Annotated in this window: 22 protein-coding genes; 12 read left to right on the forward strand and 10 right to left on the reverse strand. The window is 45.0% G+C overall.

All coding sequences use genetic code 11. The features are described from left to right. The first annotated feature begins 202 nt into the window (after positions 1 to 202). The 3 genes from L3V23_RS02090 to L3V23_RS02100 all read left to right on the forward strand — a co-directional run bounded on the left by L3V23_RS02090 (position 203) and on the right by L3V23_RS02100 (position 3,859). The gene (locus L3V23_RS02090) at positions 203 to 799 is read left to right on the forward strand and encodes a TetR-like C-terminal domain-containing protein (protein WP_102963168.1); all 597 of its coding nucleotides are present in this window, start codon (positions 203 to 205) and stop codon (positions 797 to 799) included. Positions 800 to 811: 12 nt separating this feature from the next. Further along, positions 812 to 2,683, forward strand: a complete 1,872-nt coding sequence (locus L3V23_RS02095; RefSeq protein ID WP_237291887.1) for an MFS transporter — start codon at positions 812 to 814, stop codon at positions 2,681 to 2,683. A gap of 249 nt (positions 2,684 to 2,932) precedes the next feature. After that, positions 2,933 to 3,859: a putative sulfate exporter family transporter gene (locus L3V23_RS02100; protein ID WP_237291888.1), complete on the forward strand. Its 927-nt coding sequence runs from the start codon at positions 2,933 to 2,935 to the stop codon at positions 3,857 to 3,859. Here the strand turns inward: L3V23_RS02100 and L3V23_RS02105 are convergent. The 7 genes from L3V23_RS02105 to L3V23_RS02135 all read right to left on the reverse strand — a co-directional run bounded on the left by L3V23_RS02105 (position 3,842) and on the right by L3V23_RS02135 (position 11,425). Then, positions 3,842 to 4,015 (reverse strand): hypothetical protein, encoded by a 174-nt coding sequence (locus L3V23_RS02105; protein WP_167828599.1) that lies wholly within the window; start codon positions 4,013 to 4,015, stop codon positions 3,842 to 3,844. The two genes, L3V23_RS02100 and L3V23_RS02105, sit on opposite strands and share 18 nt — an antisense overlap. Before the next feature lie 191 nt (positions 4,016 to 4,206). Next, positions 4,207 to 5,634, reverse strand: coding sequence for an o-succinylbenzoate--CoA ligase (menE, locus tag L3V23_RS02110; RefSeq protein ID WP_237291889.1), 1,428 nt, complete (start codon positions 5,632 to 5,634; stop codon positions 4,207 to 4,209). Continuing rightward, positions 5,631 to 6,626, reverse strand: a complete 996-nt coding sequence (gene menC / locus L3V23_RS02115) for an o-succinylbenzoate synthase (protein WP_237291890.1) — start codon at positions 6,624 to 6,626, stop codon at positions 5,631 to 5,633. The genes menE and menC overlap by 4 nt, the downstream gene beginning before the upstream one ends. 109 nt (positions 6,627 to 6,735) lie before the next feature. Then, positions 6,736 to 7,602, reverse strand: coding sequence for a 1,4-dihydroxy-2-naphthoyl-CoA synthase (menB, locus tag L3V23_RS02120; RefSeq protein ID WP_042483502.1), 867 nt, complete (start codon positions 7,600 to 7,602; stop codon positions 6,736 to 6,738). Next, complete coding sequence (gene menH / locus L3V23_RS02125; RefSeq protein WP_237291891.1) at positions 7,595 to 8,419, reverse strand: 2-succinyl-6-hydroxy-2,4-cyclohexadiene-1-carboxylate synthase; 825 nt, start codon at positions 8,417 to 8,419, stop codon at positions 7,595 to 7,597. Before menH ends, menB begins: the two co-directional genes overlap by 8 nt. Next, on the reverse strand, positions 8,409 to 10,121 hold the full coding sequence (gene menD, locus L3V23_RS02130; RefSeq protein ID WP_237291892.1) for a 2-succinyl-5-enolpyruvyl-6-hydroxy-3-cyclohexene-1-carboxylic-acid synthase: 1,713 nt from the start codon (positions 10,119 to 10,121) through the stop codon (positions 8,409 to 8,411). The genes menH and menD overlap by 11 nt, the downstream gene beginning before the upstream one ends. Then, on the reverse strand, positions 10,118 to 11,425 hold the full coding sequence (locus L3V23_RS02135) for an isochorismate synthase MenF (protein ID WP_237291893.1): 1,308 nt from the start codon (positions 11,423 to 11,425) through the stop codon (positions 10,118 to 10,120). The genes menD and L3V23_RS02135 overlap by 4 nt, the downstream gene beginning before the upstream one ends. Positions 11,426 to 11,640: 215 nt before the next feature. Between L3V23_RS02135 and L3V23_RS02140 the strand changes: the two genes are divergently transcribed. The 4 genes from L3V23_RS02140 (at position 11,641) to L3V23_RS02155 (ending at position 15,901) form a co-directional block, all read left to right on the forward strand. After that, positions 11,641 to 12,855, forward strand: coding sequence for a pyridoxal phosphate-dependent aminotransferase (locus L3V23_RS02140; RefSeq protein ID WP_042483514.1), 1,215 nt, complete (start codon positions 11,641 to 11,643; stop codon positions 12,853 to 12,855). Between the two features lie 128 nt (positions 12,856 to 12,983). Further along, positions 12,984 to 13,568, forward strand: a complete 585-nt coding sequence (yfbR, locus tag L3V23_RS02145) for a 5'-deoxynucleotidase (RefSeq protein WP_042483516.1) — start codon at positions 12,984 to 12,986, stop codon at positions 13,566 to 13,568. A gap of 129 nt (positions 13,569 to 13,697) precedes the next feature. After that, on the forward strand, positions 13,698 to 14,468 hold the full coding sequence (locus L3V23_RS02150; protein WP_237291894.1) for a transporter substrate-binding domain-containing protein: 771 nt from the start codon (positions 13,698 to 13,700) through the stop codon (positions 14,466 to 14,468). A gap of 83 nt (positions 14,469 to 14,551) precedes the next feature. Further along, on the forward strand, positions 14,552 to 15,901 hold the full coding sequence (locus L3V23_RS02155) for an anti-phage deoxyguanosine triphosphatase (protein ID WP_042483526.1): 1,350 nt from the start codon (positions 14,552 to 14,554) through the stop codon (positions 15,899 to 15,901). Positions 15,902 to 15,908: 7 nt separating this feature from the next. On the opposite strand, the gene L3V23_RS02160 is transcribed toward L3V23_RS02155, so the two are convergent. Then, entirely contained in the window at positions 15,909 to 16,511 is a 603-nt protein-coding gene (locus L3V23_RS02160; RefSeq protein WP_237291895.1) for a DTW domain-containing protein, read from the reverse strand. A gap of 3 nt (positions 16,512 to 16,514) precedes the next feature. Between L3V23_RS02160 and rrtA the strand changes: the two genes are divergently transcribed. Further along, positions 16,515 to 17,069 (forward strand): rhombosortase, encoded by a 555-nt coding sequence (rrtA, locus tag L3V23_RS02165; RefSeq protein WP_237291896.1) that lies wholly within the window; start codon positions 16,515 to 16,517, stop codon positions 17,067 to 17,069. Between the two features lie 40 nt (positions 17,070 to 17,109). On the opposite strand, the gene L3V23_RS02170 is transcribed toward rrtA, so the two are convergent. Both L3V23_RS02170 and sohB read right to left on the reverse strand, forming a co-directional pair. Next, positions 17,110 to 17,529 (reverse strand): DUF3319 domain-containing protein, encoded by a 420-nt coding sequence (locus L3V23_RS02170; RefSeq protein ID WP_237291897.1) that lies wholly within the window; start codon positions 17,527 to 17,529, stop codon positions 17,110 to 17,112. A gap of 289 nt (positions 17,530 to 17,818) precedes the next feature. Next, positions 17,819 to 18,877: a protease SohB gene (gene sohB, locus L3V23_RS02175; protein WP_237291898.1), complete on the reverse strand. Its 1,059-nt coding sequence runs from the start codon at positions 18,875 to 18,877 to the stop codon at positions 17,819 to 17,821. 89 nt (positions 18,878 to 18,966) lie between these two features. On the opposite strand from sohB, the gene L3V23_RS02180 reads away from it, so the two are divergent. The 4 genes from L3V23_RS02180 (at position 18,967) to L3V23_RS02195 (ending at position 25,058) form a co-directional block, all read left to right on the forward strand. Further along, a complete protein-coding gene (locus L3V23_RS02180; RefSeq protein ID WP_042483538.1) occupies positions 18,967 to 19,710 on the forward strand; it encodes a YciK family oxidoreductase in 744 nt (247 codons plus the stop codon). A 128-nt stretch (positions 19,711 to 19,838) separates the two neighbouring features. Continuing rightward, on the forward strand, positions 19,839 to 20,525 hold the full coding sequence (gene imuA, locus L3V23_RS02185; protein WP_042483540.1) for a translesion DNA synthesis-associated protein ImuA: 687 nt from the start codon (positions 19,839 to 19,841) through the stop codon (positions 20,523 to 20,525). A 2-nt stretch (positions 20,526 to 20,527) separates the two neighbouring features. Then, positions 20,528 to 21,925, forward strand: a complete 1,398-nt coding sequence (locus tag L3V23_RS02190; protein WP_042483543.1) for a DNA polymerase Y family protein — start codon at positions 20,528 to 20,530, stop codon at positions 21,923 to 21,925. A 61-nt stretch (positions 21,926 to 21,986) separates the two neighbouring features. Beyond that, the gene (locus tag L3V23_RS02195) at positions 21,987 to 25,058 is read left to right on the forward strand and encodes an error-prone DNA polymerase (protein WP_237291899.1); all 3,072 of its coding nucleotides are present in this window, start codon (positions 21,987 to 21,989) and stop codon (positions 25,056 to 25,058) included. The last annotated feature ends 54 nt before the right edge of the window (positions 25,059 to 25,112 follow it).

A 25,112-nucleotide genomic window follows, 5' to 3' on the forward strand; every position in this document is an offset into this window, starting at 1 on the left:
AAGGCGACTATGTGTAGCAACACCGCTACAGCTTCAATTAATACGGGTTTACCTATATTTGTAACACATCATATCCACTTCACTCAGACAATAAAACGCTTTTACAGTGAGGACTTGTATCAGAATATTGCAAACCTAATGTTTGACGCCCCAGACCATGCTTATTAGAATATCGAACGTTGTTCATTATTCTATTCCGGCTATGGCGAGACGAAACGATCACACACGAGAGGAATTGATCACTCTCACACTCAGTTCCGTAAAGGATTTTTTAACTGAACATTCCTATCACGAACTCAGTTTGCGTAAAGTAGCAAACATGATTGGTTATGTGCCAAGCACATTAGTCAATGTGTTCGGCAGCTATAACTTATTGTTACTTCATGTGGTTGCTCAGACTCTAGATGAACTGGCTCTGGAAGCTAATGAAGTGGTCAGCCAGTGTCACGACTCTGAACAAGCCCTCTACGAACTTGCCTATTGTTACCACGATTTCGCGCAGAGAAACCCTCACCGTTGGCAACTAATTTTCGAACATAAGATGAACGGTGAAGCTCTCCCAGAATGGCAAGCTGAACGCATTGATAACATGACCAGTATGCTGGAAGATTTGCTTACAATATTTGCACCGCAGCGTTCTCCTCGCGAAGTACTACAAGCAAGCCGTGTGCTTTGGGCTGGTGTACATGGTATTACCTTGCTGAGCGTTGACGACAAATTTTTTGCAGACGAACCGATTGATGGCAAGAAGCTGATTCAGAATCTACTCTCTAACTACTTGAGTAAATGGTCACACTAATAAGGACATAGGATGTCACAACATCACACACCGTTGCTCAGCCAGCGACGTTTTCTTCCGTATTTTGTGACGCAGTTTTTTGGCGCTTTCAATGACAACATTTTCAAAAATGTTTTGCTGCTCTTTGTCGCCTTTTCAGGCAGTGCAATTCTACCCATTTCAAGTCATCTGTTTATTAATCTAGCGGCAGGGTTATTTATTCTTCCGTTTTTTCTTTTTTCAGCTTCCGCTGGGGTGCTGGCGGATAAATATGAAAAATCTTGGTTTATCCGTAAGGTCAAACTGATTGAAATCGCCATTATGTGTTTGGGCGCAATCGGCTTTATTACAGAAAGCTACCTTGTGCTGCTATTGATGCTGTTTTTGATGGGTACACAATCTGCGTTCTTTGGCCCTGTAAAATATGCGTTGCTACCTCAACAACTTAAAGCCAACGAACTGGTGTCTGGTAATGCGCTGGTAGAGGCGGGAACCTTCCTTGCCATATTAATCGGTACAATTGGCGCAGGCGTTATCGCCTCGCTTGACCACGCCAAATACATTGCTGCAGGTTGTGTGGTTCTGTTTTCACTTTGTGGTTATCTGGCAAGCCGCTTCATACCACAAGCACCTGCGGGTAACCCGCACATTCATTTTACTTGGCGCCCTATCCGCCAGACTCGCCACACTCTAGCCATTGCCAAAAGCGATCGCACCATATTGCTGTGTATTATGGCAATCAGCTGGTTTTGGTTCCTCGGCGCAACTTATTTAACTCAGTTTCCAAACTTCACTAAGCTCCATCTCAATGGCACTGAGAGTGCGGTTTCTTTCTTGCTTGCCCTATTTTCAGTAGGAATTGCTATCGGTTCATTAAGCTGTGACAAACTGTCAAATCACCGAATTGAAATTGGTATCGTACCTATCGGCAGTTTAGGCATTACCGTGTTCGGCTATTTGATGGCGACTAGCATTCCAGAATCACTGCCTATCTTTCATCAGTTTAGCGAGTTCGTTCTTTATCAGCCTCTCTGGCCTTTGTTCTGCTATTTACTGCTATTAGGCGCTTCTGGTGGTGTATTTATTGTGCCGCTTTATGCATTAATGCAGCAACGCGCTCAAGAAACTCAACGAGCACAAGTTATCGCGGCGCTCAACATCTATAACTCGTTATTTATGGTTGGCAGCGCCATTCTTGGGATTGTGTGCTTGTCTGTATTAGAACTTTCTATAATCCAGCTATTTGTCGTTATCTCGGTGATCAACCTATTAACGTCGGTATTTGTGTTCTTACAAGTTCCTATATTTGCCGTCCGGTTTTTAGTTTGGGCACTGACCCATACTCTCTACCGAGTGAAACACAAAAATCTCAATCACATTCCCGAACACGGCGGTGCGTTGCTCGTCTGTAATCACGTTAGCTATATGGATGCTTTGCTCCTCAGCGCAGCCAGCCCTCGCCTGATTCGTTTTGTGATGGAAGAAGACTATGCAAACCTGCCTGTGTTAAGAGGCTTTTTAAAGCGCGCAGGCGTGATCCCTATCTGCGCTCGCAACAGACGTTCCATACTCCGAGCGTTCAATGATGTCGAACAGGCTTTGAATGAAGGCCATCTGGTGTGTATTTTTCCTGAAGGCCGTTTGACGGCTGACGGCGAAATGAATGAGTTTATGCGAGGGTTAGACATCATCTTAAAACGCAGCCCTGTTCCAGTAATACCCGTAGCGTTGAAAGGACTGTGGGGCAGTTACTTTAGCCGATGTAAAGGTCGTGCCTGTAAAGGCTTGCCAAGTCGTTTCTGGTCACGCCTAGAAATAGAAGCCGGCCCGCCAGTAGCTTCAGATCTTGCGTCCTCAGAGGTAATGTTCAATAAGGTCGCTCAATTGCGCGGAGATTGGCAATAAGCTCTGGGTGTATCAAAAGATATTTTGTTGGAAGGCTTCTTTTAAGAAGCCTTCATTGCATTACCTAACACTGAAAACACCCATTGTTCAGTTTAACTAAACATATGTTCAATACATTAAGATTTCCTGACCAACCACTTCTCGTTACAATGCCCCTCCAAACGGTTCAGAGCTCGCCGTTTAGCAAAATCGTGCTGAAAAGCGGGACTTAAAAACATTGTCTGTGAATGTTGTTGTAAGGTAGTCACTATGAACATCAAACCTATTCACCTTCCATTTTGGCTGGGTGGCGCACTTTGCCTTTCTCCTTGGATTACGTCTCCAAGCGCTTTGGTTATGGGTTTTTTGATTGCTTCCTTAGGCTGGGTTCCCGCGCACATTCCTATCGCAAAGCTCACCAAGAAACTGTTGGCTTACTCTATCGTTGGCTTAGGTTTTGGCATTCCTCTGCAACAAGCGTTAACTGTCACCAGTGACGGTATTGGCCTTATTCTGGCAACCATCTGCGGCACACTCGTTATTGGTACTTTTGTTGCCAAAGCAATGGGACTTGAGAAGAAAACAGGGCATTTAATCGCTTCTGGTACCGCAATTTGTGGCGGAAGTGCGATTGCTGCTGTCGCTCCAGCAATTAATGCCGATGATGACCAAACTGGCTTAGCTTTAGGCACTGTTTTTGTACTGAATTCTATCGCGCTGTTTATCTTTCCGATGATTGGGCACGCGTTATCACTCGACCAACATACGTTTGGTACTTGGGCAGCGATTGCAATTCATGATACTTCTTCTGTTGTTGGTGCCGCTTCAGCCTATGGTGAAGAAGCACTTAAAACAGCAACCACACTTAAATTGGCGCGAGCGCTTTGGATTGTACCTGTGGCATTAGTGAGCGCTTGGTTGTTCAAGAGCCATTCTCGCAAACTGGCTATCCCTTACTTCATCCTTTTCTACTGTCTGGCAATTGGGTTCAGTGACTTATTTCCACAGTGGCAACAAATCTATCAAGGTGTGTTTTCGATTGCTAAACAGGTTCTGGTGATCTGTCTGTTTCTGATTGGTTGCAGTATTTCACCTGCACGTTTGAAGGCTTCTGGGCCTAAGCCGCTGCTGTTTGGTGTGATTCTATGGATTGCGATATCAGTGTCGTCTTTGGGCTGGTTACTTCTGACGGTTTAATGGCTCAGGCTTGGTGGTAAACGGTTTAACCGCAAGGCTGAATAATACAACTAATAAGAACGCACTCAGCTCCGCCACCGAGCGTACCCAGCCGTTTTGTGTAAAAGCAATCAATAGTTGCAGTGCGATGGTGACAATAAAAAGCCCTTTGAACATAACAGCCCCTTGAATATAGACACTATAGTCTTAAATTCTCAAAAATCTGGGTCTATTATGCTCATGAGTTATAAGAAGAGAAATTCTGTTTTGGACTAACTCATAACCGCAGCTTTTAACTTTCGGTTTTAAGTTCACAAACGTTCGGTTATGAGTTCACAGACTCCCGATTTTCAGTTCACAAGTGCAGTTCATAGCGGTATGTATTGGTTCTGATGATCCTTCAGCCAATCTTTAACCGCTTTGCGAGAGACTTTTATTCCTGTTTCTAACAGTTCGTCCGGCATCTGAAAATACGCGACCGGCCATTTGAATTTTTCAAGTTTGCCACTGCACAACATATCGCCTTCCGGTTTTTCGAACTGCTTTTGGCTGCGAATCACCGCCACCGGACGAGCGCCGTACTCTGCATCGGTTACCGGAACAACCATCGCAAGCTGAATATCTGGATGTTGGTTCAGTACGCTTTCAATCTCTTCACAGTGAATGTTTTCTCCACCAGAGATAAATAAGTTATCAGCACGACCGATAATCACCAATTCATCACCAACCCACTGCCCCAAATCTTTACTGTCAAACCACCCTTGTTCATCCACTATCGGTGTCATTGAGCCCTGAAAGAAGTAACCCTGAGCAAGCGTATTTCCGCCGATATAAATACGTTCGCCTTCCAGCTTAACTTTCCTTTGCGAAAGTACCTTGCCAGTCGTAGCCGTTTCATCAACTCGTTTCGCCGTCACTGTCGAGGCGGCTTCCGTCATTCCGTAGCCAAGCCAGGTTTCGATTCCCAATGCCGCTGCCTGCTGGCTAAGCTGATGTGGAATATGGCTTCCTCCAAGCAACACATGGCTAAGAGTGAGTACCTGCTTACTATCCAACAAGCGCTTTAATTGTGTGGGTACTAAAGAAGCGTGAGTGACATCCTGGATATCTTGAACAAGCTCTCCCGTACCGATTTTCAAACAAGCTCCTGAGCTTAGCCAACGATAAACAATCGCTAATCCAGAAACATGGTACATGGGCAGGCTTAGCAACCAAGAATCACCGGCTTGAAAGCGAAATACTTCGAGTAACCCCTGCGCCGAGGCAAGATGCTGACTGTGATTATGGGCAACAGCTTTCGGTTTGCCTGTGGAACCTGACGTAAAAATGATGCTGGCTAAGTTGTCAGCCTTGTATTGAGAGTGAAGAGAAACAGAATTAGGGTTGCAAAGATGATCGTCAAACTCGATGAACGCTATTTTTCTCTCAATGTGTTGAAAGTCTTCCGCTCGACATTGAGCGCTATCCGCTAACCACACATAAGCCGTTTGAGATGGTGTGTAGAGGGTATCTAGTTTGTCAGTCAGCTGAGAAATCGTTTGAGGCATCGCAAAAGCGCACACTACCCCAGATTGTTGGGCAGCCAAAAACCACATAAGCATCTGTATGTGATTCTTTCCCACTAAGGTGAGCACTTCACCCGCTTTGATTCCCTTTGATAGCAGAGACGCTTGGTATTGGTCTACATGATGGCTAAGTTGCTGCCACGTCAACCGCTGCTCTCTACCCTGTGGGTCATAAAAGCAAAGTGCCACCTTATCTGGGTGACACTGTTGATAATGTTGCCAAGGGGTCATGCTGTCTCCGACGACCAGATAAGCTCTTGGTCTTCGAGATTCGCAACCGGAATATTGCAATCCGGCCATGAGGTAACAAGCTGAGCTTTAAACAGCTCTATCGTATCTAGCCCCGGAATTTCTTCCGGCATCAGCCATTTAGACAGACGAGCTAACTGAGTCAGGCCTAAACTTGATTCAATACTTGAACTGACCACTGCCTGAATTTTTAACGCCTTAGCTTTTTCAATCAACGTTTTACAACGTTCGACAGAACCTATCAGCGTTGGCTTGATAACAATGGTTTTCGCCCCTACCAGTTGTTCAAGTTTGAACTCATCACTGCGAACCGCGTGTTGCAGGGTTTCATCCCACGCAATTCCAATACCGGTATCAATAGCAAAAGCCAGACTGTCACTTGGCGACATACACGGCTCTTCAAGGTAAGCAATTCTGCTGCGTCTTGAAGGCGCGATATATTGGGCAAATTTCGCGGCTTTTTCTTTTGTCCAAGCTCGATTGGCATCCAAGCGGAGATAAAGGTCTGGCATAGATTCTAAGAATAGATTCACCAACATGCCGTCACGAATCGGTTCGTACAAACCCACTTTGATTTTCGCCACTTTTCTGCCCGGCATATTGTTCAGCGTTGGAATGAGGTCGTCAGGATCACCAGTACAAAGCGGTGCAGCGTTATACTCACCCTCTTGTGGTAAACCACCAGCTAACTCTAATTCCGCCATCGATAACCCGAAGGCAACTGATGGAAACAGCTCATCGTAGCTCAGCGATTGCCCTTGAACCCAAAGTTCAAGCTGCTCTTTTGCTAACGCACCCGCTTCATCTGGCGTTTCGACACTGAATCCTTTTAAGGGCGCAATTTCCCCGAGCCCTACTTTTCCATCTTCACGAAGTTCAACAACAAAACCTTCGCGTACAGACAGTTTCTCTTCACGAAGAATCACTCCGCTATCCATGGGTAATGCATAGCGGTACAGTTTTGCACTGCGCATATAAAACCTAATTTTTTGACTATGGGTCAGTGTAACGAGACTGCTGACCCTGATTTCGTACAGCTAATAGTTAAAAACTGTCAGCCATTAACCATAAGCGTCTGCAACATTAAGGGTTGCGAGGGAACTTGTTGAAGTCCGGACGACGTTTTTCATTAAACGCATTGCGTCCTTCCTGCCCTTCGTCAGTCATGTAGAACAACATGGTTGCGTTACCCGCCAGCTCTTGAAGACCAGCTTGACCATCACAGTCTGCATTCAGTGCTGCTTTCAGACAACGAAGCGCCATAGGGCTGTGTTGCAGCACTTCACGACACCAACGTACCGTCTCTTTTTCAAGATCAGCCAGTGGAACAACAGTATTGACTAAGCCCATATCCAACGCTTCCTGAGCGTTATAGAAACGGCAAAGGAACCAGATTTCGCGTGCTTTTTTCTGACCCACGATGCGAGCCATATAAGAGGCACCCCAGCCGCCATCGAAAGAACCCACTTTTGGTCCTGTTTGACCGAACTGCGCATTTTCTGCCGCGATAGTAAGATCACACATCATGTGCAGAACGTGACCACCGCCTACCGCCCAGCCCGCAACAGATGCGATCACAGGTTTTGGACAGGTACGAATTTGGCGTTGGAAGTCCAACACGTTTAGGTGGTGAGTGCCGGTGTCGTCTTTGTAACCGCCGTAGTCGCCACGAATCTTCTGGTCGCCACCAGAGCAGAATGCATCTTCACCTAAACCGGTAAGGATGATGACACCCACACCTTCGTCGTAACGAGCATCTGCTAACGCATTGATCATCTCTTTTACCGTTTGAGGGCGGAATGCGTTACGTACTTGAGGACGAGCGATGGTGATTTTCGCGATACCATCTTCAGATTTGTGGTAGTGAATATCTTCAAAACTGCCGCTGCAATCATGCCACGCCACTGGTGCGTAAAGTTCTTCTTCTGAAATGCCTACTGTTTTAGCCATGGTGATCCCCAATATTGTTGCTTCTCACTTCTTTGTGGAGTGAGTCTATAAATCGCTGAATTGTCTTCGCAAAAGCACTTGGCTGTTCTTGATGAACATTGTGTCCTGCGCTTTCAATTTGACTGTAAGTCAGCCCGCTCTGTTCGGCGAGTTGACGAAATTTGTCATCGTTTGCTCCACACACATAAAGCACTGGCAACGAAAGTTGCTGCAATGCAGGTAGTAAGTATGGTTGATTTGCTAACGATGTCGATAACAGCATATTTGCTATCTCGTTCCCAAGATTAGCACTACGCTTTGTGATCAGAGTTTGTCTTTGCTCATCATTTAGTGAACTAAACACCGCTTGCTGATACCAATCGTTCAATACTTGCTCAATCGGTTCCAAGCGAAATCGCTGCGCCCAACAACTATCATTTTCCCAGCGCGCTTTTTTCTCTTGTTCATTCTGTAAACCAAAATTCCCACCTTCGATAACCAATCCAACAAGGTTGAGATTCGAAAACAGTTCAAGCGCAACCCCTAACATGGCGATGCGACCACCCAATGAGTATCCAATCAAAATAATGGGTGTATTAGGTTCTAGCTGGGAAAGGATTGTGTGAGAAATTTGTTGGCAGCACTGAAAAAAATCTGCACAGGCATACTCTTGACTTTGACCATGCCCGGGAAGGTCTATGGTGATCCAATTGCTGTTAGGAAGTTGTTCAATCGAGGATTGCCAGTCTTCGCCACTGCCCAGCAAACCATGCAAAAAGACCAGCACGGGCTCGCCTTCTTTGGTGGTTTGCTTAAAGCAAGAGTGACTATAAAGCATGAATCTGAGCGGTCAGTTGCTTGATTTGTGCTGAAGCTTGTTGAGGTGGCGTGATGACCTCCACCAGGAGACATCCCTCACCCGACTGCAAATGTTCCTGCACTAAAGAGCGATAAGCATGAAGCGTCTCAGGTTGCGCATAGTGCAAACCAAATTGCGCTGCTGCGGCTTTAAAGTTCATGCCATGTGGCATCTGGTAAAGCGCTTCACGCTTTTCAGCAGGTACAGGAAGCAAATCGAATATCGCGCCACCATCGTTATTGCAGACAACGATCACCAGCGGATGTTTACTTGCGCGCACTAACGCCAACGAGTTGAGATCGTAAAGTAGCGAGGTATCACCCAATATCATCAACATAGGTTTATCAATTGCGCGATGTACGCCAGCCGCTGTCGCAACAAGTCCATCAATACCAGACGCTCCGCGATTTGAGTACACGTCACGTTGATCTATCACGCTGAACATATCCGCTAAACGTACAATCAAGCTGTTGCCCAAGAACAACGCTGCGTCCGTATCGCCATCACTCAGCTCAAGTGCGACTGCGATTTCGGTTAAATGCTGTTGAGATAAATGCAACTTCGCCAATTGTGAAATGGCCGTTGAATACGCTATTAGTGAATCCGCCCAGCCAGATTGTAGCGGCGTTAGCGCTGTCCATTGTTCTATGGCAGAAGCGACCCAGTCAGAAATATCTGCCACCCAATGTTGCTGAGGAAGATGCGCAGGATTGTTTCTGTCCGAACTAGGGGAAACATAACCATATCGGCAATTTCTTTGGCTCACTTGTTCCGAAAGCCATTGATTTAAACGCTTGGAGACGATACGAGAGCCAAACTGAATGATTTGCTCACATTGATTAAGCTGAGTTTTTGCTGTGGCATTTTGCAGCCATAAATCAAAGTGTGCCCATTGACTGCTGATACCTGATTGAGGGTCACACAGCAGAGGCCAACCCAGCTTTTGGGCGAACCGCTTAGCCGCCAACGCCTCTTTTAAACTCACCGAGCCAACAATGACGACGCCTTTGTTACTCAATATTTCGTTGGAGATAAGAGAAACCTGCGAAATGCTAAAGTGTCGTTGGCAATAAATTTGTTCGGATTGCGACCATTCACCAATCGTAGCGAGGTAATCCTGATACTGTGAATCGTCACCATTGGAATACAAGGGCTCAGAGAATGGGCAGTTAATATGGATCGCGCTGCCTGCCTGCTCCTGCTGGTAACAAGCATCATCAATAGTAGTCAACAACCAGTTAAGTGAGACGCCAACATCAGGGCTGGGCAGGTAAACCGCTTTTGTCACATGCGAAGAAAAAATGTCATGCTGCACAATTGCTTGGTTCGCGCCACAACCTACCAGTTCAACAGGGCGGTCAGCAGTAAGTACTATCAGTTTTTCACCGGTTAGTTTTGCTTCTGCAATAGCAGGAAGTAAATTCGCTACAGCCGTGCCGGATGTAACGATAACAGCGACAGGCTTGTTGCTTGCTTTCGCTAGACCTAATGCAAGGAAACCAAGCCCGCGTTCATCATAGTGAGTGTGCAGGTTTAACTTTGCGTTTGCGTCAGCTTCAAGTGTTAAAGGTGTAGAACGAGAACCCGGAGCCACGCAAACTTCAGTCACACCAAATCGTGCCAACTCTTCTAAGATAACCTTGCACCAAATTCGGTTCAGTACCGCTTGATCTTGGCTCATGAAGCCACTCCTAAAGGCAGCTTGTCTGAGATTAAACTCAACAGCGTCGACATTTTCTTATCCAGTTCCTGCCACTCATGTTCTGCAACCGAGCCGGGAACAATACCCGCACCGGCAAAAAGCTGAACTTCTTTTTCCAGCACTAATGCGCTGCGAATCGCGACACAAAACTCGGCTTTTTGATGGCTAAAGTAACCCATAGAACCTGCGTACCAACCGCGCGCAAAAGGCTCGTTTTGGGTGATAAAATCCAACGCTTCTTTGCGAGGTAAACCTGCCACGGCGGCTGTCGGCTGCAACGCACTCAACAATTGAATGCCGTTAATACCTTGTTTCAGCTCAGCACGGATAGAACGCTTCAAATGTTGAACTTTGCGTAAGCGAACCAATCGGGCTTCCTCTTCAACAAACACTTGATGAGAATGCGGTTCTAAACGCTCAACAATGTCATCCACAACCAACTGGTTTTCATTCAGATTTTTTGTATCTTTCGTTAACCAATTTGCCAGTTCTAAATCCTGACTGGCATTGTGACCCCGTCCAATTGTGCCAGCCAACGCTTCTGTCTGCAGTTCACTGCCTTGGCGGTAATACAAACGTTCCGGCGTAGAACCCATGAAACTGTGCTTTGTATCAATCGATAGCAGGAAGTGGAAGCTGTGATGATTCTGCGCATAGCTTGCTTTTAAAAGCTGAGCAGCACTTAAGTTGCTGTCTAGCTGCAAGCTTGTTTTTCGTGCCAGAACCACTTTTTTGAACTCTTTCAGCTCAATACCACGCAAGACTTTTTCTACAAGGTGATTCCAACCGTTTTCATCCGGTGTATGTGTTACATGCACAATCTCGCTTTGCAGCGTCCGAATTGGCGTAACGTCCACCAGCAGTTTGTTGAGCGTGGCTAATGTGCGGTGTTTTTCGTGGCTCACATTTGCAGCTAACGACCATTTATCATCGAAACGGATTAACTCAATCTGTGGCAGAAAGAAAAAAGAAGCCATGCAGTAACGGTTCTTCTCCGTCCGCCCATCAAAAGAACGTCCGCCCCATACTCGCTGGCCTTCGCCCAGAATGGCGTAAGCAGGCTCTGGCTCAGTAAAGGTGTATAACTGCCCTAATGCGACTACTTCGTCACGAGTGTCTCGTGATTGCCAGTAAAATTTAGGGAAAATAGGTTGGGCTTCAAGCCAATCTATAAACGCGAATGGTGGCTTGTCTGCCAACTCTTGGACAAAACGAACATCGTTTTCTCTCGCGTTACTTACTTGCTCAATTAACTGAGCAACGGCTTGATAAAATTTAGACAAAACAACCTCGTAGTTAAGGAGATTTGGTATACCTTTGGCTACTCTATTGAGAGAACTTATTTAAATCAAGGTTATGCTCTATCTTTTACATCACTTCAACAAAATGACATTCAACTCACTCACCATAAAGCAGACTTTTTACAGATTTTTATTCTAAAAAACTTCTATTTGAGTTAGTTTAATAAAGAAATTCAACCATTCTCAGGAATAAAAAAATGCAAAATATCGGGATGTCGTCAAAACTCGATAATGTCTGCTACGACATTAGGGGTCCTGTACTCAAACATGCTAAGCGCATGGAGGAAGAGGGGCATAAAATACTGAAGCTAAATATCGGTAACCCGGCCCCATTTGGCTTCGACGCCCCAGACGAAATCCTGGTTGACGTGATCCGTAATATGCCGACTTCGCAAGGCTATTGTGATTCGAAAGGTATTTATTCCGCTCGTAAAGCTGTCGTTCAGCACTATCAGAAAAAAGGTATCCGCAGCCTAGACGTCGAAGACGTTTACTTAGGTAACGGCGTATCTGAACTGATCGTAATGGCGATGCAAGCCCTACTGAATAATGGCGACGAAATGTTAGTGCCAGCGCCTGACTATCCGTTATGGACTGCTGCTGTGTCTCTTTCTGGTGGTACTGCGGTGCATTACATCTGTGATGAACAAGCAGACTGGTACCCAGATCTGGATGACATTAAAAAGAAAATCACACCAAAAACTCGCGGTATTGTTCTGATTAACCCGAACAACCCTACTGGTGCGGTTTACAGTCGCGATTTTCTGTTAGAAGTGATTGAAATTGCACGGCAGCATAAATTGATCATTTTCGCAGATGAAATCTACGACAAAGTACTTTATGACGGTGCAACGCATACTCCAGTAGCAAGTCTGACGGAAGATGTACTGGTTGTGACATTTAACGGCCTGTCTAAAGCTTACCGTGTTTGTGGTTTCCGCAGCGGCTGGATGTTCCTGACTGGTCCTAAGCATTATGCTAAGGGTTATATCGCAGGTCTTGAGATGCTCTCATCAATGCGTTTGTGTGCCAACGTTCCTATGCAACATGCAATCCAAACAGCACTGGGCGGTTATCAAAGTATCAATGAACTCATTCTTCCTGGTGGTCGCCTGTTAGAGCAGCGTGATAAAGCATGGGAAATGATTAACCAGATCCCTGGGGTTTCTTGTGTGAAACCGAAAGGCGCGATGTACTTGTTCCCGAAAATCGACACTAAGATGTACAACATCAAAGATGACCAAAAAATGGTGTTGGATTTCTTAGTTCAGGAAAAAGTACTGTTGGTTCAAGGCACTGGCTTTAACTGGCCGAAGCCTGACCATTTCCGTATCGTAACGCTGCCACACGTTGAAGATCTGGAAATCGCCATCGGACGCTTTGAACGCTTCCTAAGCACTTACAGTCAATAATTTTATATTACAAATATCATATTCGAACCCTTAATCGGCAAGCCAAACGGTAAGAGTATTAGAATTAACGGGCTCTCTTCTGTACACTCAAGAGAGCCCGTTTTTTATGCTGAACAAGTTGGAATGTTATGCAAGAGAGTCATTTTTTCGCCCACCTCGCCCGAATGAAGCTGATTCAACGCTGGCCATTAATGCGTTCAATCTCTAAGGAAAATATCTCAGAGCACAGCCTGCAAGTGGCTTTTGTTGCTCATGCTTTGGCGGTAATCAAAAACAAAAAATTTGGTGGAAAGCTCAATCCTGAGCGCATAGCCATTTTAGCGATGTACCACGATAGCAGCGAAGTATTAACAGGCGATTTGCCAACCCCAATCAAGTACTACAATCCAGATATCGCTAAAGAATACAAAAAGATAGAAGCAGCGGCAGAGAAACGTCTTCTGTCTATGTTGCCTGAAGAGTTCCATGAAGACTTCGCGCCTTTCTTAGTTTCAGAATCTTCACATCCGGATGATGCCGCTATCGTCAAACAAGCAGACTGTATCTGTGCTTATCTGAAATGCTTAGAAGAGCTGAGTGCGGGTAATCACGAATATGCGTTAGCGAAAAAGCGCTTAGACGTAACGTTGAAAGAGCGCTATTCGCAAGAAATGGAGTATTTTCTAAACACTTTCGCCCCAAGTTTTGAATTAACACTGGACGAAATTAGCTAGAACCCGTGTTGATATAAAAAGCATGTTTGAAGGATTCTTTAAACATGCTTATTCAATAGGACACTCCGCTCGAAAAAGCCAAACATCAAATATCGTCTATAATCATACCGTTAATAACGGAGATGCTTTATGTTTGGGTACTTCAAGCGCCTATTGATTTTAACTTCACTGATTCTTTCATGTTTCATCCCGCCGAGTTACGCCAATACGGTCAATTTATCCGCGATGGAGTGGCCTCCCTTCTATGGGAAAAATCTACCCGAAAATGGTTTTTTAGCTGCAATAACCAGAGAAGCTTTTCAGCGCTCGGGATACACACTAGAACTGACGTTTATGCCTTGGAAACGAGCCCTCAGCAGCGCACAGAATGGCCTAGTCGACGGCATTCTAGGGTTGTACTTCGCACAAGAAAGAGAGAAAACGCTTTCTTACTCTTTCAGTATTTATTCTAGTGAACAGGTGTTTATTAAAAAACGAAACCCACTGAATAAAACTGACTCATTCGATGATAATAAAAATCTCCTTATTGCCGTTCAGATAGGCACCCTGCAAGCCGATGACGCTCAAACCGAAGGGCTTAATTTATATCCGGCAAACTCTAATTTGGTTAGTTTGTCTATGCTAGTTAAGGAAAGAGTTGACCTTGCTTTGATGGCTCGGGAATATTTTCGCTTCATGCAAAATTCTGGATTAGAACCGAGCAATTCCTCCGAACATATAGAAATCCTCGATCCGCCATTTCGCACTTACGAAGTCTATAATGCATTTAGTCGCAAGTTATCTCGAAGTGATGAGCTGACTCAAGCATTCAACCAAGGCCTGTCATCTATGAAAGAAGATGGTACTTACAACGCCATACTGACACGGCTTGGTGTTTCAAATCTTCCTAATGAAAATTAAGGCACCAAAGTAATTTCGCGTTATCTCTGGACGAACACCGCTAAGTCACTATAAGTTATACAAACACCTTGTAGGAGTTATGAATGAAACCCTCTTTCGACCTCGCGGAAAACTACGAATGCAATGCTCTATGGCAAGAACGTAAGAACGACGAGCATAAAATTCGCCGTAATGATCACCGCAGCCCTTTCCAGCGAGACAGAGCACGCATACTCCACTCCGCCGCTTTTCGACGCCTGCAAGCAAAAACTCAGGTGCACGGTACCAGTCTCAATGACTTCCACCGCACTCGCCTGACTCACTCTTTGGAAGCCGCGCAAATTGGCACAGGCATCGTCGCCCAACTCAAACTGAAACAACCCGAATTCAGTGAGTTATTGGGCAGCGACACATTAATTGATTCACTTTGTTTAGCACACGATATTGGGCACCCACCTTATGGGCACGGTGGTGAAGTCGCCTTGAATTATATGATGCGTGAACATGGTGGTTTTGAAGGCAACGCTCAGACGTTCAGAATTGTCACCTGCTTAGAACCCTATACTGAACATCACGGAATGAACCTTGCACGACGTACTCTGCTCGGGTTATTGAAATATCCTGCCCTGCTGAGTGCAACCCGTGCAGAAAAAATACCGGAATCCGTTCCTCACCAGCGTCAGTTAAAAGCGAAAGACTGGTCACCAGCGAAAGGGGTTTATAACTGTGACAGCTTTGTTTTTGACTGGGTCTTAGAGCCTCTTGATGCTCATGACAGAGCACTGATTAGCCAAATGCGTGACGGAATACAGTCACCCTACCAACATCAGAAAACTCGCTTCAAGTCGCTCGATTGTTCCATTATGGAACTGGCGGATGACATTGCGTACGGTGTTCACGATTTAGAAGATGCGATTGTACTTGGTATGGTCACTCGTCAGCAGTGGAGTGAAGCGGCTGCCCAGTTGGAGAAATGTGGCGACCCTTGGTTTGGCGAGAATACAGGCAAGCTCAGTGATATGCTTTTTTCTGGCAAACACCATGTGCGCAAAGATGCTATAGGCGGCATAGTCAATGCCCTGCTTACCAGCATCAGCATTCAACCCGTTAATGCACCTTTCCATAGTGAACTGCTCGCTCTAAATGCTTACTTGGAACCTCACATGGCAACCGCTTTGGAAGTGCTTAAGCACTTTGTTAGCCAATATGTCATTCAAATACCTGAAGTGCAGCGTTTTGAGTATAAAGGGCAACAAATCATTATGGATATGTTTGAAGCTTTAGCCGCTGATCCAGAAAGATTGCTTCCATCCGCCACCAAGGAAAAATGGCTTAATGCAGAGCAAACATCAGGCGATGGGTTACGGGTCATTTGCGATTATATTTCTGCAATGACCGATGCTTATGCACAGCGTCTACATCAGCAGCTATTCTCTGCTCACACTCATTATTAGCACGCGCTTAGGAACGATAGTTGCGCTCAAATACGCCAGCAGGCATTTGCTGAATTTGATAATCGATCATGGCTTCAAATGTGTCTAAAAGAGGCGAAAAATCTTTCTCTGGCTGCATCATGCTGAGAACATGAAAACCGGCCTCAACGGTTGACAGCGCATTTTCGCTTGGCGCTTTACGAATACGATAGTTACCTTTCAAATCTTCTGGCAAATGCAAGCAAGGCAGATGGTGAAGCTGAGTATTTAGCTGCCACAGCTTGAATGCTTTTTTCCATGTTCCATCCAGCAAAATGATGCGAATTTTTTTCTCAATTGGTAACGCTACATCCGCTGCCGATAGAGAAACATCACTAGGATATAGAACAAAATGCTCAACATCCGGCTCTGCTAATAGTTGGTTTAGTTCACCATGTTCGCGGAAGTCTTCCCCGACCAACAGGCGACTGTTGACCAGTGACAAACTTAAAATTCGCGCCGTTCCCATAGGACGGTGTTCTTCTGTTGGGTGTTGAAGGATGATAAGCTCGACCTGCGAATCAAGCGCAACAATGTTGTCACAGATACACGCTTTACGAGCCTTTCCACACTGAGAACAATAACGAGACATTTTGTGAATCTTTACCTGCTGTTATCTATAGTCACCGCCGTTTGCTTTGGGCTTCAGTTTGAGCCTTTCAGCCACGTAATGGCTTGGCAAGCCGATGCGATAGAAAATGGTCAATGGTGGCGGATCGTAACAGGAAACTTCACTCATACCAACTTTGCTCATTTGGCGATGAATTTGTTGGGTTTGTGGGTCATTGGCTACCTATTCCAACCCAAACCTCGATACTTTGCTCTGCTCACTTTACTTATCAGCACTTGGATAGGAATCAGCCTGTTATTTACCAACATGGTGAACTACGTGGGTTTATCAGGCACTCTGCATGGCTTATTTGCTTTTTATGCTTTGAATGAAGCATTAGGTGGACGTAAAAGTAGTTGGTTATTAGTGATTGGGGTGATGTTAAAAGTCGCCAGTGAACAGCTCTTTGGCGCCTCCACCAACACAGCTGAAATGATTGGTGCACGAGTCGCAACAGAAGCACATCTGGCTGGTTTACTTGGTGGTTTACTGCTGGCATCAATCGCCGAAATGAAAAAACGTCAATACTTAAAGAAGTAAAAACGTCCTATATTTAAACCTTAATTACATAGATAACCAACTATTTAATGACAGATACCCTTTCTTCTATCCGATCAATAACCTGAATTATTTTATCTTTAGAGCCTTTCATTAATTTTCCCCGGTAAATGATATACCAATCATTCTGCCCACCAAGGTCATTAATTATCTTAAAATTTTTGTAATCAAAAGTTTGCCTATTCGATGGATCATCATTACTTTCAAAATATTCTGGGGGTACATATGTTCCCGTATCTGCCCAATGATCGATGGTCATTTTAATGTATTTTATTTCACCTACCGCCATTTTCTCACCTAATATCACAGACCAACGCTCTGAACTATCAGCATTGCGTTTTATGAAGTGACCTCGATAAAAGTCTGTTCTAACGGTATGTGCTTTCCTAGATTTGGGTTTAGCCGAAGTAAAGATACTCAGAAATGATTTCATCTTATCCATTATTTCTACCTAATGTGAGAGTCAGTGACTACGCTTTCTTAATGAAACGACATTGCCAAACCTGACCATTTTTATCTCGGCATGTTTCTATTTCATCTACCGCACTGTAAACCCTAACATTTTCATTCCACCGATAACTGTGAGCGTATAGAGGTTCTTTGACTTCTGATACATTCCACCAGCCATGTCCATAACGTTAATTTTCGACAGACAATAAAAAAACCTGCCTAAGCAGGTTTTTTTATCAACTAGGTAGTTTTCAGAATGGTCTTCAGACTTATTCAAACAACTACACTATCGGTCGTTGGCCTCGGTTGATCAGTTTTAATAGAACACTGTCAGCCGCTTCTCCGGCAACGCCTGCCAATTTGTCGGTCAATTTTTTCTTCTGTACATAGCGAAGAGCTAATACCGTCTTCTCTTTACACGCTTCAACAATTAAATCGTCCGATGTTTTGATTTCATCTACCAGACCAAGCTCTTTTGCTTGCGTACCAAACCAGTGCTCGCCGGTTGCCACTTTGTCTAGATCTAACTCTGGGCGACGTTCACGGATGAAATCTTTAAACAATACATGCGTTTCTTCCAGCTCTTGCTTGAATTTCTCACGAGCTTTATCCGTATTCTCACCAAACATAGTCAATGTACGTTTGTACTCACCTGCGGTCAGTTGTTCGAATTCAATATTGTGTTTTTTCAGCAGTTTATTGAAGTTAGGCAACTGTGCTACCACACCAATAGAGCCAACAATAGCAAACGGCGCCGAAACAATTTTGTCCGCAATACAGGCCATCATGTAGCCACCGCTTGCTGCCACTTTATCTACCGCAATAGTCAAAGGTAAGCCTGCGGCTTTAATACGATCCAACTGTGAAGACGCTAAGCCATAGCCGTGAACCATACCGCCACCCGTTTCAAGGCGCAGTAACACTTCGTCACCTTGCTGTGCGACAGCCAGAATCGCGGTGACCTCTTGGCGCAGTGAAGACACTTCTTTGGCATCAATACTGCCGTGGAAATCTAAAACAAATAAGTGGGGTTCACGTTCTTCTTTTAACTCGCCCGCTTTTGCTGCTTTCTTAACGGCTTTTTCGCGTTGCTTATGTTTTTCTTTCTCGCTTTTTGCTTCTGCTTTATGGCGAGCTTTCAAAAAAGATTCATCGTGTAAGTGCGCTTCTAAATGTTCAGCGTTTTCTCTGTTCTGCTTAGTTAAGTCGGTCACTTCCAACTCACCTTTAGCTGCACCTTTTCCGCCGACGGATTTAGCAATGACTAACAACACAACGATCGCAATCACAACTGTCGCGATCTTGGCTAAAAATAAGCCATAGTCCAACAAAAATTCCAATGTACTCATCCTCTTCAATGCGAATTGGTGTATTGTAACCACCTTGTCATCATGACTTAAAGTAAATCATAACAATAAGGATACGTAACGTGGATTATTCAGTGTCTGCAAACGCCCTAAAAGATAAAGTAATTTTAGTTACAGGTGCTGGTGACGGCATTGGTAAACAAGCAGCCATCACTTATGCGGCACATGGTGCGACAGTGATTTTGCTTGGGCGCACTGTGAAGAAATTAGAACAAACCTACGATGAAATTGAAGCCGCTGGCTATGCTCAGCCTGCTATTGTTCCTTTAGATATGAAAGGAGCAACAAAACAGAACTATCTGGATATGGTGGATACCATTGAAGGCCAGTTCGGCCGTTTGGATGGTGTTTTGCACAACGCTAGCATTTTGGGCGTACTTAGCCCGTTTGACCAAATCGGTGAAGACTCTTATGACGACGTCATGCAGGTAAACGTCAAAGCACAGTTCCTGATGACTCAAGCTCTGCTGCCTCTACTTCATAAATCTGACGATGCCCGCATCATTTTCACCAGCTCGACGGTAGGCCATTCTGGTCGCGCGTTCTGGGGTACTTATGCGATATCTAAATTTGCGACTGAAGGCATGATGCAAGTGCTTGCCGATGAGCTTAGCGATACTAATATTCGCGTTAATGCTATCAACCCAGGTGGTACTCGTACTGGTATGCGTGCAAAAGCTTTCCCTGCGGAAGATGCTGGCCTACTGAAAACACCACAAGACATTATGCCGTTATACCTGTATTTGATGGCGCCAGAAGGCAAAGCTGTCAATGGTCAGTGCATTGATGCTCAACCGAAAAAATAGTCACTGAGTTTAATCAAACGATTCAAAGCCTTGCTAACTTAGCGAGGCTTTGTTGTTTCTAAACCTTACTTTTTTCTTGAATGTTCTAAACAACAAAATATACTGTACAAATATACAGGTAAATTATTATGTATGAACTGATAGAACACCTCAAGAACAAACACTGGCTATGGCAAGGCTCTGAAACAAAGTATGAGCAAAGCGCCCGCTCTACCGGATTCAATGCACTGGATGACAAACTTGCCGGAGGCTTTCCTCCTCATGGTGTGGTTGAAATTCAGTCTCTGTCGGGTATTGGTGAATTACGCCTTATCTATCCTTATCTGAAACAACATGATAAGCGATTAACGGTATTTATTAATCCACCGGGCATAGTGCAGGCTGAAAGTCTGAAGTGTGAAGGTATAAACCTTGAACACGTATTGGTTTTAACGCCCAAAAACCATAAGGAAGCCTTGTGGGCTGCCGAGCAATGCCTAAAAAGTGGTGCATGCAGTCAAGTATTGCTTTGGCAAGATAAGCTCGAAGTCCATCAGGTTCGTCGCTTAAATGTTGCCTGTGAAACGGGTAGCTGTTTGCAATTTCTTTTCCGTTCGCCGCAAGAAAGCGTATTTTCGCTACCAGTATCACTAAGTTTATCGTTACAAGCTGATCCACAAGGTCTGCAGATTAGTGTCCCAAAACGCAAAGGTGGGTGGCCTTTAAGCGCATTTAAGCTATCTATGTATGAGCGCTGGCCAAACTTGGTGATCCCGCAGGCTTCTTCAAAACCGTCTTCACAAGTTATCGCCTTTCCTCAACGTATGCAGGGCTAACGATGACGCTTTGGATCTATCTTCATTTTCCAGCACTACAACTGGATACCTTATACGCCGAGCATGAATACCCTCTGGTTATCATCGAAGGTCGTGATAACCATGTTGTTCAAGCCAGTGCTTGTGCATTAAAGCAAGGCATAAAAATTGGGATGGGGCTAGGCAGTGCGGCATCTATGTGCAGCGATCTACAAGTACATCCCTATGATGAGAATGTTGAAAATCAAACCATCGAAGAGATAGCACAATGGTTGTATCTGGTAACCTCAGACATCGTGTTGCTTCCACCAAAAGGCATATTGCTAAGAGTCACTAACATGCTGTCTCTGTATTCGGGTCTGGATAACTATTGGCACACATTAAGTGCTCATCTTCGTTTACGTAAAACACGTTACTACTATGGTTCCGGTTTTTCGCCACTTTCGGCTGTTTTGCTTGGAAAAAGCGGTTCAAACATCATCATTGAGGATAAAGACAAGATTCTTGCTGCCATTAACGATTACCCACTCAGTGCCACAGAACTGGATTTTAAACAGGTAGAAAAACTCGCCAGAGTCGGGATTCGAGACATCAAAGCCCTCCTTGCCGTACCAATACAAGATCTGGCAAGACGGTTTGATATCGATTTAGTGAACTATGTAGGCAAGCTCTTGGGGCAATTTAAGCATCCAGTTAGTTTTTACCATCCGCCAGAAGCCTTTTGTAGCCACCTAGAATTGCTGTATGAAATTGAAAATATTCAATGGTTGGAGAAGCCTTTATCTCGTTTGCTAAAACGCTTAGAGCAATTTTTAACACTGCGAAATCAGGTCGCTTTTGAGCTTGAACTGATACTGACTCAGCGAGATAACATCAAAAACAGTCTGCATTTTACTTCAGCACAGGGAGAATATGCTTGTGGAAAATGGGGGAAGCTCTGTCAACTCACTCTAGAGTCAATACAACTGTCCCAACCCGCACTGGCAATGACGTTAAAAGTCATTCGTTCTGGGGAAATGAACCAAAGCGTGACGGACATTTTTGATGGTGAAAAAGGTCAGACGACAGCACTGGAACTGATCACTCTGCTACAAGCCAAGCTTGGTCAGGCACAAGTCAATAAGCCGAATCTGAGTGATGATCCTCGCCCAGAGAAGCGCAGCCAATACATAGCAGCAACAGAACCCACATCCCATACATTACGCAGACCAGAGTTGCGCCCTAGCCTGCTGCTTCCTGAGCCCGAACCTCTGTGTGAAATCGTATCGCTCATCCATGGGCCTGAAAGACTAGTCACTGGATGGTGGGACAACCAGCCCATCACTCGTGACTATTTCATTGCCCACAGCGAACAAGGCCGCTGGCTTTGGGTATTTCGCAACCAAGATAAACACTGGTTTCTGCATGGCCAGTTTAGCTAAAACGCAGGCTTGTTTAGCAAACGTGCCTCTTTGATCAGACGATTTTTATAAGAGTAGTGACATGGCTTACGCTGAACTATTTTGCCAAAGCAATTTCTCATTTCTGACGGGTGCTTCTCATGCTGAAGAACTTATTCAGCACGCGGATTTTCTACGCTATCGTGCTCTCGCGATTACCGACGAGTGTTCAATCGCTGGCGTCGTGAGAGCTCATACCGCCATCAAAGACCGAAAGCTTGGTATCAAACAAATTGTCGGCAGTATGTTTTGGCTCAATGGTGAGTGCCAAGTTGTGCTTTTGTGCCCAAATCGCCAAGCATACGCTGAGCTGTGCCGAATCATTACCAATGCCCGCAGGCGCAGTGAAAAAGGCAGCTATCAGTTATCTGAATGGGATTTAATGTCCGCGAAGCACTGCCTTATTCTCTGGCTTCCAACCGAGGAAGACAACAATGCCTATTGGGGAAAGTGGCTGAAGCAATATCATCAAGGTCGTTTATGGATTGCCGTTCAACGCCATCTTGGCGCGAACGACCATCACTATATTTCGCACTGTCAGGAACTGGCTCAACAACTGAGTTTGCCCATCACTGCATGTGGCGGAGTTCTGATGCATACGGCCACGCGTCTTCCACTGCAACATGTTCTGACGGCCATCAAGCACAACCAAAGTGTCGAACACATTCAGGCTCATCTAATTGGCAACACTGAACGGGCACTGCGCAGTAAAACAAAGCTCGCCAAAATATTCCCAAGTGAATGGTTGGAAGAGAGTGTACGCATTGCTGAACTGTGTCACTTCAAACTGAGTGATCTGAAATACGAATACCCAAGCGAATTGATACCGAACGGTTCAGAACCGATGGAACATCTACGTCTATTAGTTGAAAAAGGAAAACAACTTCGATTTCCAGAAGGTGTTCCTGACGATATTCAGGCGACCATAGATAAAGAACTCTCTCTGATTGATGAACTCAACTATCCATTCTATTTTCTTACCATTCACGACATCGTTATGTTCGCCAAAAGTAGAGGCATTCTATACCAAGGACGAGGGTCTGCCGCGAACTCTATTGTCTGTTACTGCTTAGATATAACCGCGGTCGACCCTCGCCAAGTCGCGGTGTTATTTGAACGATTTATCAGTAAAGAACGTCAAGAGCCGCCAGATATTGATGTGGATTTTGAACACGAGAGACGTGAAGAAGTTATTCAATACCTGTATCAGAAATATGGCAGAGAGCGAGCTGCATTGGCCGCGACAGTAATTACTTATCGCTTAAAAAGCGCTATTCGAGACGTAGGGAAAGCATTGGGGATTAGCGAGACTCAACTCGATTTCTTTATCAAAAATATTAACCGCAGAGACCGCAAACTCGGATGGCAAGCCCAGATCATAGAGCTTGGACTTCAGCCACAATCGCATAAAGGGCAACTGTTTATCGATCTGGTCAACGAAATACAGTCGTTCCCACGCCATCTCTCACAACATGTGGGTGGCTTTGTTATTTCCGCGGGTCCTTTGTATGAGCTGATCGCCGTAGAAAACGCAGCCATGCCGGAACGAACCATTATTCAGTGGGATAAAGACGATTTAGAAAGTCTCGGACTGATGAAAGTCGATGTGCTGGCGTTAGGTATGCTAACGGCTATTCGTAAGTGTTTCACCATGATCGAACTCCACCATCAACGAAAGCTCAGCATTGCAGACATCACACGTTTAAAAGACGACGAAAACGTGTATGGGATGATACAACGCGCAGATACCGTAGGCGTGTTTCAAATAGAGTCTCGTGCGCAAATGAGTATGCTACCACGCTTAAAGCCTCGCACTTATTATGATCTGGTCATACAAATCGCCATCGTTCGCCCCGGTCCAATTCAGGGCGATATGGTGCACCCGTTCCTTAAACGAAGAAATGGTATTGAGGAACCTTCTTTCCCATCCCAAGAGGTGAAAGAAGTTTTAGAGCGGACGATGGGCGTTCCGATCTTTCAAGAGCAAGTGATTAAAATTGCTATGGTTGCAGCTGGTTTCAGTGGAGGCGAAGCAGATCAGCTTCGTCGAGCGATGGCGTCTTGGAAAAAGAGTGGCGAGTTGGCTAAATTCAGACCTAAATTGATAAACGGCATGCTGGCTCGCGGTTATGAAAAAGAGTTTGCCGAACGGATTTACGATCAAATTTGCGGCTTCGGGGAATACGGTTTCCCAGAGAGCCATTCGGCATCATTCGCGGTTTTGGCATATTGTTCGGCATGGCTCAAATACTATTATCCGGAAGCGTTTTACGCCTCGTTGCTCAATAGTTTACCTATGGGTTTTTATAGTCCGTCACAACTGATTCAGGATGCTCAAAGGCACGACATTGTGGTTCTGCCTGTTTGCGTTAATCATTCATCTATTGAGCATCAAGTCGTACGCCACCAGCAAGGTTTTGCTATTCAACTCGGTCTGCGTCTGGTGAAAGGATTAAGCGACTCAGGAAGCGAGCAACTGCTGCGTGCTCGCCCTACTTGCGGATTTCAACATGTTAACCAGCTAAAAAATGCAGGAATTAACCAGAAAGATATGGAATCACTGGCCTCTGCCAATGCCCTGCATCGTTTAACCAATAACCGTTACGACACCCGTTGGGCGATCATGGATTCTCTTTCTGACCTGCCGTTATTTGAGCACTATCAAGAAGATGAACGCCTAATTCAACACTCACCTACAGCGATGGAAGATCTGATAGAAGATTATGCGTCGTTAGGATTGTCCCTCAACCAACATCCGATCACCTTATTAGACAAAGCTGGTCTATTGGGCAAATTCACTCGTCATAAAGACCTGATAAATCTTCCACATAAATCACTCGTGACCGTTGCAGGAGTCGTCACCGGACGACAAGCACCCGGCACTGCCGCTGGCGTAACGTTTTTCACACTAGAAGACGATACCGGAAATATTAATACCGTTGTTTGGCAAGCCACAGCCAGAGCACAGAAAAGCGCTTATATCAGTGCCAAAGTCTTAATGGTAAAAGGTATTGTCGAGAAAGAAGAAAATGTGGTGCATGTGATTGCGGGAAAACTGATTGATATCACCGAACATTTAACGTTGCTTCAAAGTCGCTCTCGAGATTTTCATTAAGCCAGATACTAATAAATACTGTGAGACAGTATTTGAAGATACCAAAAAGCGCTG

It is taken from the genome of Vibrio sp. A1-b2 (genome assembly GCF_021726015.1).
Taxonomy (GTDB): domain Bacteria; phylum Pseudomonadota; class Gammaproteobacteria; order Enterobacterales; family Vibrionaceae; genus Vibrio; species Vibrio diazotrophicus.